At 40.7% G+C, this 13,792-nt stretch carries 13 protein-coding genes; 5 read left to right on the top strand and 8 right to left on the bottom strand.

The genetic code is table 11. The features are described 5' to 3' along the window. The first annotated feature begins 37 nt into the window (after nt 1-37). The 4 genes from BXY41_RS16240 (at nt 38) to BXY41_RS16255 (ending at nt 4,217) form a co-directional block, all read left to right on the top strand. Entirely contained in the window at nt 38-937 is a 900-nt protein-coding gene (locus BXY41_RS16240) for a carbohydrate ABC transporter permease (RefSeq protein WP_242980221.1), read from the top strand. Continuing rightward, on the top strand, nt 927-1,757 hold the full coding sequence (locus BXY41_RS16245; RefSeq protein ID WP_104437905.1) for a carbohydrate ABC transporter permease: 831 nt from the start codon (nt 927-929) through the stop codon (nt 1,755-1,757). The genes BXY41_RS16240 and BXY41_RS16245 overlap by 11 nt, the downstream gene beginning before the upstream one ends. Nucleotides 1,758-1,792: 35 nt before the next feature. Then, nucleotides 1,793-3,592: a glycoside hydrolase family 2 protein gene (locus BXY41_RS16250; RefSeq protein ID WP_104437906.1), complete on the top strand. Its 1,800-nt coding sequence runs from the start codon at nt 1,793-1,795 to the stop codon at nt 3,590-3,592. A 163-nt stretch (nt 3,593-3,755) separates the two neighbouring features. Then, on the top strand, nt 3,756-4,217 hold the full coding sequence (locus BXY41_RS16255) for a helix-turn-helix domain-containing protein (protein WP_104437907.1): 462 nt from the start codon (nt 3,756-3,758) through the stop codon (nt 4,215-4,217). Here the strand turns inward: BXY41_RS16255 and BXY41_RS16260 are convergent. Together BXY41_RS16260 and BXY41_RS16265 are read right to left on the bottom strand one after the other, a co-directional pair. Next, complete coding sequence (locus BXY41_RS16260; protein WP_104437908.1) at nt 4,201-5,019, bottom strand: DUF4037 domain-containing protein; 819 nt, start codon at nt 5,017-5,019, stop codon at nt 4,201-4,203. The genes BXY41_RS16255 and BXY41_RS16260 overlap by 17 nt on opposite strands. A gap of 17 nt (nt 5,020-5,036) precedes the next feature. After that, nucleotides 5,037-6,005 (bottom strand): phosphotransferase, encoded by a 969-nt coding sequence (locus BXY41_RS16265; RefSeq protein WP_104437909.1) that lies wholly within the window; start codon nt 6,003-6,005, stop codon nt 5,037-5,039. Nucleotides 6,006-6,299: 294 nt separating this feature from the next. On the opposite strand from BXY41_RS16265, the gene BXY41_RS16270 reads away from it, so the two are divergent. Beyond that, complete coding sequence (locus tag BXY41_RS16270) at nt 6,300-8,321, top strand: KUP/HAK/KT family potassium transporter (RefSeq protein ID WP_104437910.1); 2,022 nt, start codon at nt 6,300-6,302, stop codon at nt 8,319-8,321. 72 nt (nt 8,322-8,393) lie between these two features. On the opposite strand, the gene BXY41_RS16275 is transcribed toward BXY41_RS16270, so the two are convergent. From BXY41_RS16275 to BXY41_RS16300, 6 genes are read right to left on the bottom strand one after another with little or no spacing between them, the layout of a single operon-like run. Continuing rightward, entirely contained in the window at nt 8,394-8,798 is a 405-nt protein-coding gene (locus BXY41_RS16275; protein ID WP_341457852.1) for a cupin domain-containing protein, read from the bottom strand. 36 nt (nt 8,799-8,834) lie between these two features. Next, nucleotides 8,835-9,284 carry a PTS sugar transporter subunit IIA gene (locus BXY41_RS16280; protein WP_104437911.1) on the bottom strand — a complete coding sequence of 150 codons (450 nt, stop codon included), beginning with the start codon at nt 9,282-9,284 and terminating at the stop codon, nt 8,835-8,837. Nucleotides 9,285-9,296: 12 nt separating this feature from the next. Beyond that, nucleotides 9,297-11,243, bottom strand: a complete 1,947-nt coding sequence (locus tag BXY41_RS16285; RefSeq protein WP_104437912.1) for a BglG family transcription antiterminator — start codon at nt 11,241-11,243, stop codon at nt 9,297-9,299. A 16-nt stretch (nt 11,244-11,259) separates the two neighbouring features. Beyond that, complete coding sequence (locus tag BXY41_RS16290) at nt 11,260-12,144, bottom strand: class II fructose-bisphosphate aldolase (RefSeq protein ID WP_104437913.1); 885 nt, start codon at nt 12,142-12,144, stop codon at nt 11,260-11,262. A gap of 30 nt (nt 12,145-12,174) precedes the next feature. After that, a complete protein-coding gene (locus tag BXY41_RS16295; RefSeq protein WP_104437914.1) occupies nt 12,175-13,281 on the bottom strand; it encodes a PTS fructose transporter subunit IIC in 1,107 nt (368 codons plus the stop codon). A 23-nt stretch (nt 13,282-13,304) separates the two neighbouring features. Continuing rightward, complete coding sequence (locus BXY41_RS16300; RefSeq protein WP_104437915.1) at nt 13,305-13,613, bottom strand: PTS fructose transporter subunit IIB; 309 nt, start codon at nt 13,611-13,613, stop codon at nt 13,305-13,307. Nucleotides 13,614-13,792: the final 179 nt, after the last annotated feature.

Below are 13,792 nucleotides of genomic sequence, written 5' to 3' on the forward strand. Positions count from 1 at the left end.
GAACAAGGCGGTTTGTATAAATGGGAGGACTTATACCTTGAGCAGAAGCAGAAAAATAAGAGATATGGCGACAGGTCTTGGATTATGCTTTCCTTTTTTGGCCTTATATACAGTTTTTACTATTTGGCCGGTCATTCAGGGGCTGTATGTAAGTTTACATAAATGGTCCTTAATGGGGAAGGTAAAATTCGTAGGACTGGATAACTATATTAAGTTTTTATCGGATCAAAAATTTATTGATGCACTGAAACATACGATTATATTTGTTGCACTTTCCGTTCCATTTCTGGTCATTATGGCTCTGATACTTGCCCTGTTTGCCAATCGGCCGGTAAAGATCAGACGTGGATTAAGAATCGCATTTTATCTTCCAAGCATTATCTCAGTTTCAGTTGCATCCTTTATTGCCAAATACATGTTTGCGCCCTATATGGGTTTTGTAAATGGGATTCTTCATTTGACCGGTCTCTTAAAATCAGGGGCGGAAATCCAGTGGCTGATTGATACAAATCATGCATGGGCGGTGGTAACCATAATGACCGTATGGTGGACGGTCGGTTTTTCCATGCTGCTGTATTTATCAGCTTTGCAGGATATCTCCCCTGAAATATACGAAGCTGCGGAAATCGACGGGGCTGCAAAAAGGCAGCAATTATTCTCCATCGTCCTCCCGCTTCTAAAACCTACCACGTATTTAATCGTAATGCTGCAAATTATTGCAAGCTTTAAAGTATTCGGTCAGATTCAGCTGATCACGGCCGGAGGCCCCGCGGGAAGCACCAAACCATTGATCCAGTATATTTATGAAACGGGCTTTACCAAAAATAATATGGGATATGCGGCTGCCATGTCATATGTATTGTTTGCTATTCTGGTAGTGTGTACCCTGATTCAGAAGGCAATTCAGAAAAAGGGGGAACAAAAAGATGAAGCGTAAAAAAGCAAAAGCCGGAAGTCTTATTTTGACCGTTTTGTCAGCCGGACTGGCTATTATTTTTCTGGCTCCTGTGATCTGGGCTTTCTTTGTATCCCTGCAATATGAAGGAAAGCAGATAAAAAGCGTAGTCAGCTGGTTTTCTCCCCCATACACCTTTGGAAATTATCTGGATCTGATTATTGGCTCAGATGTTGCCAAGTGGCTTCTTAATTCCGTGGTAGTTGCAGTTCTTGTTACAGTTTTAACCCTTCTCTTCTCCGCCATGGCTGCTTATGCTCTGTCTAAAATCAAATTTATGGGGAGAAACAAACTGTTCTTTTACTTTTTACTGGGGCTCATGGTTCCAGGAGAGGCCACCATTGTTCCGTTGTTTATTACTGCAAACAATATTCATCTGATTGATACTTATGCAGGTCTGCTTCTGCCATCTGTGGCAGTTTCCATGAATTTGATTATCATGGTTACTTTTTTTAAAGGTATTCCTGATTCCCTGATTGAAGCCGCAAGAATAGACGGCGCCGGGGAAATCACGATTTTTGCCAGAATCGTCATGCCGCTGTCAAAGGCAGTCCTTTCAACCATTAGTATCTTTGCATTTATAGGGAGCTGGAATAACTATCTCTGGCCCTTACTCTGTTCTATGGACAGCAGTAAATTTACATTGCCTGTGGGAATCCCCATTTTTGCGGGAACATACACCGTGGATTATGTGAAACCGATGACGGCCAATATGATCGCATCAATTCCTGCTATTATCATATATCTGATTTTTGAAAAACAGATTGTGCAGGGAATTACCATGTCCGGCGTCAAGGGTTGACATAAGTATAAAACAGATAAAGGAGAATTAACTTCATGCTATGCTATCAAAAAGATTATCCAAGACCACAATTTGTCCGAGATGACTGGGCCAGTTTAAACGGAATCTGGAACTTTAGCTTTGACGACAGCAACAAAGGTGAGGCAGAAGGCTGGTATAAGGGTTTTCACAGGGAAAAAGAGATCAATGTCCCCTTCACCTATGAAACGAAGAAAAGTAATATTCACGACGAAGAAATGCATCATTATGTGTGGTATGCCCGTACATTTCAGGCTGACAAAGCGAAAACAACACGCAATAAGCTGATTCTGCATTTTGAGGGAAGTGATTTTCTTACAAAGGTGTGGATTAATGGTCAGCTGGCCGGAATGCACGAAGGCGGATATTCCCGCTTTTCCTTTGATATTACAAATCTTATAATCGATGGCGAAAACCTTGTAGTCGTAAAAGCTGAGGATCATCCCGATGCACAGCAGCCAAGAGGAAAACAGCGCTGGATATCCGAGAATTTCGGCTGCTGGTATGTTCAGACAACAGGAATCTGGAAGACCGTATGGTTGGAGTATGTGCCCAGTATCAGCTTACGCTCAGTGAAAATGACTCCGAATCTGCCGGAAGGCAGGCTGGAACTGGAATATGCGGTAGACTGTCCTGAAGTTTTAGACGGAAAAAAACTGGAAGTGGAGGCATTGGTAAGCTTTGGCGGCAGATTTGTGACAAAAGTTCAGACAGCCATAGGGAAAAATCCCACAAAAATTTCCGTTGATCTGATGGCTGCAGAGGCAGGCTATCCCTGGGGAATCCGCACATGGACTCCTGCCGAACCAAATCTTTACGACATCAGCTTTCGTACCCGGTTTAATGGAGAGGTGTGGGATGAAATTGGTTCTTACTTTGGAATGCGTGAGATCCGGATCGAAGGTCCTAACATTCTTCTAAACGGAGCACCACTGTATCAAAGGCTGATTCTTGACCAGGGGTATTGGGAAGAATCTCATTTGACTCCGCCAGATGAGGAAGCATTAATCCAGGATATTGATAAAATTCATGAACTTGGCTATAACGGCTTAAGAAAGCACCAGAAAACAGAGGATGAAAGATTCCTTTACTGGTGTGATGTGAAGGGAATGCTGGTCTGGAGCGAAGCACCTGCTGCCTATATTTATTCCGACAGGGCAGTGGAACTTTTTACAAGGGAATGGCTTGATATTGTAAAACAGAATTATAATCACCCCTCCATTATTACCTGGACTCCATTAAACGAATCCTGGGGTGTACCGCAGGTTGAGACAGACAGCACACAGCAGCACTTTACAGAAGCGATCTATCACCTGACCAAGAGCATTGACCCACACCGCCCGGTAATCGTAAATGACGGGTGGGAACATACCGTTTCCGATATCCTTACTCTGCATGATTATGAAGAGGCAGGCGAGATTCTCAAAAAGCGATATACGCAGTATAAGGATGAAATTATGACAACCGAGATCTACCACTCCACTTCCAAATCCGCCCTTGCAAACGGCTTTTCCTACAAAGGCCAGCCAGTGATTATCAGTGAATTTGGAGGCATTGCATTTGACAGTGATAAAGAAGGCTGGGGATATGGAAATAAGGTCAATACAAAAGAAGATTTTTTAAAGAGGTTCGACAGTATTACTACCGCTATAAAAGAAATCCCCTATGTTTGCGGTTACTGCTATACCCAGGTTACAGATGTGCAACAGGAGATCAATGGTCTGATGGACATCGCCAGGAACTATAAAGTAGATCCTGAAGTAATTAAAGAAATCAATAAAAGAAAAGTGGCATACTGGAGAGATGAACTCCGGTAGGGTGAATTTTAATAAAATTTTATCAGGCCTCCTCTCTATATGTTAAACAGAGAGGAGGCCTGATTTGCATTAACGCCATCCTGATAATTGCATATTTGCGTCTTAATGTGTTGCGTTTTTGCAACATTAGTGATATGATACATTCAAAAGGAGGTGTGGTAAGATGTCAGAAATCGGTCAAAGAATTAAGCAAAGAAGGAAACAATTAAATATAAGCGCAGATGATGTGGCACGTCTTTTAAAAATTTCAAGATCTACTGTTTTCAGATATGAAAACGGCCGTATCCGAAAAGTTCCTGCAGACATTCTGGAAAAACTGGCTGAGATCTTATTAACAACCCCGGCATATTTAATAGGAAGCCTTGATTATTACATTGATAACACAGCTAAGGACATAGAGCAGGACAATAACTTTAAGTTTGAAGATAACATATTACTGAAAGAAACGGCTTATAACTACCACACAGACAAATTATATCAATCCACCGATAAGAATATCCTCTCTGACGACAACATTAAAATAGCTGCCATGGCTGAAATTTATTTATCGTTGAACGCGGAAGAAAAGAAAAAGGTCTATGATTTTTTTATAGACATATCTAAACATCCTAAACTGGGGAAATAAGTAAAAAACTAGCCTTTTCAATTTCACCAGCCAGTAATTCCAGTTCCTTTACTGATTCCTCTATGGTATCACTGTAAGCTGCCAGTTCAAGAATCCTTAAAAGCCTGTCATAACAATGCTCCGGTTTATTTTCAAACTTCCGGATATATCCTTCAATTCTCTTCCGGCTGGGAAAATATGTATGGTTCAGTGCATAAAGAGCCTGCAGCAGATGATCCAGTGAATTTTCCAGCACCTGATGATAAAACAGAACCTCTTTTCTCAAAATGGCTCTGCCCAGATCCTCTTCATTCAGTACACGTGAGATATGGTATTGAAACAGTTTATGAAACAATTCTGGCGGATATTTCTTCACCATTGCTTTCATCTCTGACCAGACAGAATCCTCCTCATATAGGATATGAATGGTTTCCACGCTGGATAATCTTCCCGTAGGATAGAAGCCTCCCGTCATGCCAAGATGTTTCCCCTGTAACGTCTCTTCCAAATACTCCGTCATCTCTTTTACGGTAAAATACATAGGCATAACTTCTATTTCATCAATAACCAGTATATCCCCATACCCCCACATACCTCCATTGCATACATTCATGGTACACTCTGAGTATTCTCCAGCAAAGGAAGCATAGATCCGTTCCCGTTCTTTTTTCTCCGGAATTTCCGTACAAAGGACAAACAAATCAATATCACTTTTCCCGGGAACCAATATTGCATTTATGTCGCCAGTCTGTGCGATTCCTTTTACCTCGTTACATTTCGATATCTCACCCACAAGTCTATCTTTTGTCTGCATAACATTCATATCAAACTCCTCTCGACTTAATCAACCGCCTGCTGCCCCACTACCTCTTTAAGCAATCCGTTAAAATAATGAATCATTCCATTTACATCGTCCATATCGTAATAATCTTTCAGCTTCAACTGAATCGCTCCTGACAAATTGTTCAGGCAATGTCCAATATGATAGAACTCCATCCGATCCGAATCCAAATCCATTTCCAGATTTTGCAACAGTCTGCCAAACCGGATATTTAAAAAACTTAGTTCCTCCTCCAAATCACAATATTTGCCTCCTTCAATGTCAATTAAGTAAGCATTGTCATAGTTATCAACCATAACATGATTTGGTCCCAGCTCGCCATGAATAAAGGTATACTCCTGCCTTTTCACCATAACACTTGACAGTTTGAGTAATTTATCCCATACTCCCATATGCAATTTTTTATTGCTGCCATCTGCTGCCTTTAAATATTCGATATTCTTTTGTGCGGCTTTAAGCGAATATTCCAGGACATCAAATTCTTTCGTTTGCATTCGGTTTAGTTGTCCGACTAAATCACTCTTTATTTTATGCAGGTTGTTAATACTGGTTTTTAAAGAACTTAATACTCCGGGCAACCTGTCTTCCTGCTGCGAAATAATATGGTCCATATCAGTTCCATCTATGTATTCTGCAAAAGCATATTCATAGTCCTGCTCTTCTTTACTTCTATCCATAAAGTATAACTTTGGTGTGAGCACGTTATGCTGTAACATCAGATTATTGTTTAATTCAAACAACATAGAACTGCTGGATGAAAAAATATCTTTTTCCTCATTATAAGTAAAATACGAAGTGCTTTTATCCCATATGTAAATAATAAAGCAAAACCCACTTTTAGTCTCTGCCAGATATGTATGCTTTTGTGCGCCCCCCAGAATTCTTGTCATTCGATTCAGAATAAAAGAGTCTCCAAAAACAACCTTTGTTTTTAACTTCATGAACTGTTCAACCTTATCTGTTTCCATATCGTTTCCCTTTCTCCATATATTCCCTTTTCTGTAACAAACTTATCACTAAACAGAATAGAATTCAAGCTTTCTTAACGGATCCTTTATTGACATCCCATTTTGTTTTTTGTAAAATACCCCATAGTTCACAGAAATGTGATCCGCTGCTGCATCATGACGATTATTATTCCGGCTATTAAAGCATACTATAATCAGCGCCGTGAGGAAGTAACAAGACTTTTGTTGTAGTATTTACTTTACAGCAAAGGTTTTTTTGATTTGAAATAAAATAAATAAAACAAAGAGGATGAAATGGAATTAATATCGAAGAAATCAAGTATTTCTAAATTAACACTTGGAGGAATCCTGGTAACATTAGGTGTTGTATATGGAGATATCGGCACATCACCGCTTTACGTAATGAAATCTGTATTATATGGAAACGGTGGTATGCAAACTGTCTCCGAAGATTTTATTCTTGGAACCCTGTCCCTGGTATTTTGGACACTCACCATATTAACAAGCATAAAATACGTATTTATAACATTAAGAGCTGACAATAATGGAGAAGGCGGTATCTTTTCTCTTTTTACATTGGTCAGAAGCCGTTCCAGATGGCTGATTATCCCCGCAATGATCGGAGGTTCTGCACTGTTGGCAGACGGTATGCTTACTCCGGCAGTAACCGTGACTTCCGCTGTCGAGGGTCTGAAACTGCTTCCTGTCTTTCACGAGCTTTTTGGTGACAATCAGGGAAATATCATCGCTCTGGTTATCTTCATAATCTGTATTCTGTTTTTTATTCAACACCTTGGTACAGATTCCATTGGCAAACTGTTTGGCCCTATCATGTTTTTGTGGTTCTGCAGCCTGGCCTTTTTTGGTGTGATCAATCTCGCACAAAATCCTTCTCTGCTGCGTGCATTGTCACCTCATTATGCAATTAATACCCTTTTCAGCCCCGACAATAAACTTGGTTTCTTTATCCTGGGCAGCATATTCTTGTGTTCTACTGGAGCAGAAGCGCTCTACTCTGATCTGGGACACGTAGGCAGAAAGAATATTTACTTTACCTGGCCATTTGTGAAAATATGTTTATTACTCAACTATTTTGGTCAGGGTGCATGGATTTTATCTTCAAAAAGCAATCCAGTCTTTGCTATGACAGAAGATATTAATCCATTTTACCAGATGATTCCCCACGGTATGCTTGTTTACGGCATCCTAATTTCTACCCTTGCCGCCATCATAGCATCTCAGGCCCTGATATCAGGTTCCTTTACACTTGTTTCAGAAGCAATTAAACTGAATCTGTTTCCCAGACTCCATACCATATACCCCTCCCCCTCCAAGGGACAGCTTTATATTCCAGCAATCAACCGGATTTTATGGATTGTCTGTATTGGAATTGTATTATACTTCCAGAGTTCTGAGAAAATGGAGTCAGCCTATGGTCTTGCAATAACAGTTACCATGCTCATGACAACGGTTCTATTGTATAACTATATGCTTAAGAAGAAAACTCCCATTCTGCTTGCAGTCATCATGCTTGTTTTCTTCATGAGCTTTGAAATTTCTTTCTTTATTGCGAATATCGTTAAATTTTTCCATGGCGGATTTGTAGCCATAATCATAGCAGTATCTATTTTGTTTATTATGTATCTCTGGGACAGAGCTCATGTGATCCGGGTGCGCTATGAAGAATTTGTACCCCTTGACAATTATTTAAAATTACTGACTCAGTTAAGTCAGGATCCGGACGTTCCCAAGTATGCCAGCAATCTGGTATGTTTAAGCAAATGTCCAAATTCAAAGGAAATTGAACGTAAAATATTATATTTTCTTTTAGACAAACGACCGAAAAAAGCCGATATTTACTGGTTCGTAGATGTTAACGTAACTGATGAACCCTATCAGGCAGAATATACCGTTGAAAAATTCAATACAAACAACATCATAAAAATCCAATTAAAACTGGGCTTTCGTATTGATCAGAACCTGAATGTATTTTTGCGGCAGATATCAACAGAAATGGTTGAGAACGGGGAGATTGAACCGCAGTCAAACAGCTACTCCATTCTTCCAAACCGTAAACTGGGGGATTTCCGTTTTGTATTTATCCAGGAGATTTTATCTCATGATGCAACATTATCCGCCTGGGACTCTTTCGTATTAAACACGAAACTGTTTATACAGAAATTTACAGCTTCCCCCTCAAACTGGTTCGGACTTGATACCAGTGATGTTTATATTGAAAGAGTGCCTATGTTCCTTGGACATTCAAACCGGGTGATTTTAAAAAGAGTGGAACAGAAAAAAGAAAAAAAGAAATAGTAAAATAATTAAAAAGGCGCTGCCTGTCAATTGACAAAGCAGCGCCATTACATATACTCCCCAGTATCGTAATTACTTTACTTGATTTTTCAGAAAGGATACCTCTTCTTTTGTCAAATCCCTTAAATCTGTGTTTTCCATAGATGTATCACTATTTTCTATAAGCAGTAATTTTGCCTCTTTTGTCATAATCGTATTATGCCAAAGTGCAGGCGGAATCTGATACACTGCATGTTGCTTCATCTCAACAATTTTCAGATTCAGGCCATTCCCCTCCTCTGTAGCATAGACAAGAGTGCAGCTTCCATTCAGCAAAACAAACAGCTCATCTGTGCGATTATGTCTTTCAAGATTTCCAATCTGTTCAATGTCATTGGCGGGTTTCCAATTCTTGATCCCTACTGTCCACTGAGGATTTTCATAAACTCTTTTCAGGGCCTCTCCATCATACTGCAGTTCTGATATTTTCATTTGCATTCGTTCCTCATTCCCGATTACTTCTTGTATTTTCTTTTACTCAAAAGCCTTTGTAAGATCAGAAAAGTTTTTGCAGGCCTCCAGCTTTTCCATCGTCTGCTCATTACCAAGTTTTCCGGCCAGTTCCGATAACAGCTTTAAATGAACTGTTGCATTCTCATTATCAGACGGTACTGCAAACAGAAATATATAATGAACCGGCTGTTCATCATAAGACTCCCATGTAATCATATTTTTTGTTTTACCTATGGCGATTCCAACCTTTTTTACGAAATCAGACTTTCCATGAGGAATTGCCACATGATTTCCAATTCCTGTGATTCCTTCCCTTTCTCTTACAAATACGTCTTTTACAAATCCATCAATATCAGTGACATATCCTGCTTTATAAAGCAGATTTGAGAGAAACCGGATGGCAGATTCTTTATCTTCCGCCACCATATCCAAATCAATAACTTCTTTATCTAAAATAGCCTTCACAGCCATATTTTCACTCCTCTACTTAATAAAGTACTGGTATAAATCCAGTCCAGTCTTCACCTGACGTATCTGTTTCATAAACTCATCATTTTCAGTCAGGGAAATAAAATCCTTGTAAAACTGCTGAGTACATGCCTTTTGCAGATCCGTATCCATTTTAAGTGCCAGAAGAAATACCACATCTACCATATCCTCATGCCACCCGATGGGCTTATCCAAGACTGCCACTACTACTCTGGATTCATTGACTGCCTGGTTATTACCGTGTGGAATTGCTACGCCTCCCCCAACAGCAGTTGTTGTTGCTTTCTCCCTGTCCATTACATTTTTTAAATAATCCTCAGATACATCACCAGATTCCAGCAGCTGGTTCACCATAAGCCGAAGGAGTTCATCTTTATTTTTAACAGCAGGGTGAACCAGCATATAACCTGCGCGAAACAGCTGATGGCAGATGCCGGAAGCCCGAAAACGCATATTTCCTTTACTGTTACGAATTCGGGTCACGGCTTCCCTGATAGAAAATATGTCTTTATCCGTGGGAGCCTGTCCAATGCTTATCATTCTGTCATGACTGTGTTTTAAATTTATATTTGTAAAAACCACATCATAGCGGTCACACATAAACGGCTTAAAGTCATGTTCACTGATTGCTTTTACGAAAATAATCTCAGGAATATTCTTTTTTATCAGATCAATCATAAGCTGGGAAGGCCCCATACCTGAATTGCTGACCAATAGTGCTTTCATGGGTATGGTTTTCCGGACAAGAGCTGACTGTATATACAGCGCAATGTTTGATATTTCATCCTCGGTGATCTGCACCCCGTAATACGATTCAAAAAGAGAGCTTGTTGACCATGTTGCCAGATACACCTGTTTGTACTCTATTTTCACGAATTTACTGATATTATCGGGATGCTCCTCACCATACTTCATTCTGAAAATAGCAGAACGCATATGCATGAGCAATCCATTATACAACACTTTATCTTCGGATAAATCATCATTTAAAACATTGGCAATTGTGCTGATCACTTCTCCCACAAACTGCTGCAGCAGCTGATTGAAATAGCTGGGGTTTGTGCGCATATTTTCTGTACCGTCATTTCCAATCTTTCTGGCAGACAGCAGCATGGAGGTAAGCAGCAGAGTATCCTCATCCATTCCCTGAATGGAAAACTCAGACTTCACCTTATCATAGATTGATTTAGCAAACAGATATTCTGTAAAATCCCTTAAGCTGTCATCCGTCTCACTCTTGTCTTGTTTCAGAGGGTGGGAAGCTCTCTTGATGGACAGGCACACCATAATCCAGGCAGTCCGGAATGAATTCTCAGCGAACTGTATTCTCCATGCATTTTCCATATCCACAATAATACTCTTTACCCTTGCATAATTCACCCCGGCTGCATAAGTCTCAAATAGGGCATCCGTAATTTCCGGCATAATATAAACCATATAGTTTACCATGGCCTGCCTGTAGGTTTTTTCATCACCCTGAAGCATGATCCCTCTGCCCCGCACAGTCACAATCTTTATATTATATTTTTGAAACCAGCCCTCCACAGACTTTACAAGAACAGACACCGTAGGCGCACTCATATACAGGCGTTCTGCCAGCTGCCACAGAGTAACCGGCTTATCCATGGCATACTTTAAAAGCATTCCAATCATCTGATTGTTCCTTGACATATCCTCAGTTATTTCCGTACTCTGAGAATACCCCATTGCAAGCAGCTCCGTACGCCTTGTAGTATACAGACAAACACCCAGCCCCGGTTTCTTCTCTATATGCCCCAGTTCCCTTTGCTGCAGCCATTCATCCACCTGGTCCACCCTGGTTCTGGCAGTTTTTACCGAGACTCCAAGCAGATCAGCCAGTCTGGAAACGGGGATATTTTCATTGTCCAAAAGAGCTTTCAGTATTTTATTTAAGTATGCCTTCTCACCTGCGTTACTCATTTATTCTCCATTTTATTTATTCATTTCCCGTTGCAATGGCATCTAAGAACTTATATCGGTTTGCAGAACCAAGAATCTCCATATAATGCATTACAAATTCTTTTATTCCTTTTTCCGCTTCCATACACATATGCATATAGTCCATATCAGGCTCACGTTCAAGAGCCGCCATCATTGCCTTTTTGCCTGCGGAAAATGCGTCAGTAGCTACATTTACCTTATTAATGCCGCATTCAATGGCCTTTTTTAAATTTTCTTCTCCAGAACCGGACCCTCCGTGAAGTACCAGGGGTACATCAACAGTTTCCTTTAATAATTTTAACCGGTCAAAGTCAAGTTTTGGAATCTTACCTTTAGGGTAGTCCCCATGGGCGGTCCCCACCGCAACGGCCAGTGCGTCAACACCAGTTCTATTTACAAAATCCTGTGCCTGATGGGGATTCGTATAAAGGTCCAGATTGGTGTCATCAGAATCCACTGCCATACCAACATGTCCCAATTCTCCCTCTACGGAACAGCCCACTGCATGTGCCATTGCCACCACCACTGCGGTTCTTTCAATATTATCTTCATAAGATAAGGACGAACCATCAAACATGATATTGGTGAATCCCCGGTTGATACAGTCTGCAATAATCTGATAATCCGTGGCATGATCAAGATTTAATGCAATCGGAACCGATACCCTCTCTGCAAGCTCCCTGATCATGGGAAGCATTTCCTCCGCATGCGCATGATTTTTCATCTGTCCGCATCCAAACTGGATAATCATGGGGGAATAGGCTTCCTGGGCTGCTGTAATCGCACCTCTCACCATCTCCATATTGATACTGTTCATGGCCATTACCGCATAATGATGTTTATGGGCATGATCCAGAATTGTTTTCATTGAAGTTAACATAATACTTATTCCTCCATTTTACTTTTACGTCTATTGTATTTCGATATTAAAATCGAAATCTTCATCTTCTTTTATGCTCGTATCCTGTTCATCCAAAGGTTTCTTAATGAATGCGTAAATTACACCGGTAAGTACAGAACCTATAATAAGAGCTATGATAAACACAAGAGGATTCTTCATCATGGGAACGACAAAGATTCCGCCTGCTGCTGCTGGGCTTTCGCAACCAAATCCTACGGCAATTGCTCCGGCAACAGCGGAACCAATTACGGATGCCGGTATAAAACGCAGAGGGTCTGATGCTGCAAATGGCAAAACACCTTCTGTAATAAAACATAATCCCATTGGAAATGCCGCTTTTCCTGCTTCCCGCTGATCTGCACTAAACTTTTTCTTTGCAATGAGCGTAGAGATAAATGCCCCGATTGGCGGTGTCATACCACCAATGATTTTTGCTGCTGCCGGCCCCATAATCTTGTCTGCCAGCAATGCATTTGCTGCCATAGAGGCTGTTTTATTCACAGGACCACCCAGGTCAAATCCCATACAGAATCCAATAACACCACCAATTATGCCCTTTGCTCCACCATTTAATGTGATAATCCATGCCTGGAATTTTGTCATCAGGAACGACATTGGAATTGAGAATACACAAAGGAATATCATGCCGCACACCAGAGTTGAAATAAGAGGAATCAGCATTACCGGCATAAGGCCCTGGCTCCATTTTGGAACCCTCCACTTTTTCATCCAGTTAATAAAGGAGCCAATAATAAAGGACATCAATAATCCGCCCAGAAAGCCTGCCTTGGACTGTGACGAACAATAACCGATAACCAGACCAGGCATAATTCCGGGACGTCCTGAAATCGAATACGCAACACCTGCCGTCATGACTGCAACAGCGAAATCCATTGCAAATGTACCGATCTTATTTACGCCCCACCAGAATCCCAGCCACGTAAACGGGTTTAAATTACTAAAAGGGGTCGCCCCTGCCTCTACCGCATTTCCAATATCATATCCTCCCAAAGCCTTAGCCAGTGCACACAGCAAACCGCCTGCAACAACAAATGGTATCATGTAGGATATACCCGTCATAACATGACGCTGAATATTATTCTTTTTACTATTCATTTTCTTACCCTCTCCTTTTGCACTTATTTCTCTAATTTTTCGTGTGTTTTCTTTATTACACCTTTCGCGGATTTCATAACAAGACTGATGGGAATCTCAATCACCGGTTTCCCCTTAAAACGGTCTTTGGTAATCCCAATATCTGCAGCAATGATAACTACATCTGCTTCGGCAATGTCCTCAGGTGTAAGTGCATTTTCAATTCCGATAGATCCCTGTGTTTCTATCTTAATTTCATCCCCCATTTCCCTGGCTGCACCCTCCAGCTTCTCTTTTGCAATGTAAGTATGAGCAATTCCTGCAATACATGCTGTTATTCCTACTATCTTCACTTTCCTGCCTCCTGTTCTTTTGTTTGTAATGATAATATCATCCTTTATTTAACCGGTGTAAAAGAACTTATGCCCTCAATTGTGGTAACTTTTTAGTAAAGCCTTAACCAGATTAATGCCGGTTATGCTTTTTTTCGGCAATAAAAAAGAACCATCCTTCAGGACGGTCCTCTTTTTTA

The sequence above is a fragment of the Lacrimispora xylanisolvens genome (assembly GCF_002934545.1).
Taxonomy (GTDB): domain Bacteria; phylum Bacillota; class Clostridia; order Lachnospirales; family Lachnospiraceae; genus Lacrimispora; species Lacrimispora xylanisolvens.

What these genes read in the sequence shown, in the direction of transcription:
- BXY41_RS16245 (WP_104437905.1), top strand. Translation starts at nt 927, where the DNA reads ATGAAGCGTAAAAAAGCAAAAGCCGGAAGTCTTATTTTGACCGTTTTG.
- BXY41_RS16250 (WP_104437906.1), top strand. Translation starts at nt 1,793, where the DNA reads ATGCTATGCTATCAAAAAGATTATCCAAGACCACAATTTGTCCGAGAT.
- BXY41_RS16255 (WP_104437907.1), top strand. Translation starts at nt 3,756, where the DNA reads ATGTCAGAAATCGGTCAAAGAATTAAGCAAAGAAGGAAACAATTAAAT.
- BXY41_RS16260 (WP_104437908.1), bottom strand. Translation starts at nt 5,019, where the DNA reads ATGAATGTTATGCAGACAAAAGATAGACTTGTGGGTGAGATATCGAAA.
- BXY41_RS16265 (WP_104437909.1), bottom strand. Translation starts at nt 6,005, where the DNA reads ATGGAAACAGATAAGGTTGAACAGTTCATGAAGTTAAAAACAAAGGTT.
- BXY41_RS16270 (WP_104437910.1), top strand. Translation starts at nt 6,300, where the DNA reads ATGGAATTAATATCGAAGAAATCAAGTATTTCTAAATTAACACTTGGA.
- BXY41_RS16275 (WP_341457852.1), bottom strand. Translation starts at nt 8,798, where the DNA reads ATGCAAATGAAAATATCAGAACTGCAGTATGATGGAGAGGCCCTGAAA.
- BXY41_RS16280 (WP_104437911.1), bottom strand. Translation starts at nt 9,284, where the DNA reads ATGGCTGTGAAGGCTATTTTAGATAAAGAAGTTATTGATTTGGATATG.
- BXY41_RS16285 (WP_104437912.1), bottom strand. Translation starts at nt 11,243, where the DNA reads ATGAGTAACGCAGGTGAGAAGGCATACTTAAATAAAATACTGAAAGCT.
- BXY41_RS16290 (WP_104437913.1), bottom strand. Translation starts at nt 12,144, where the DNA reads ATGTTAACTTCAATGAAAACAATTCTGGATCATGCCCATAAACATCAT.
- BXY41_RS16295 (WP_104437914.1), bottom strand. Translation starts at nt 13,281, where the DNA reads ATGAATAGTAAAAAGAATAATATTCAGCGTCATGTTATGACGGGTATA.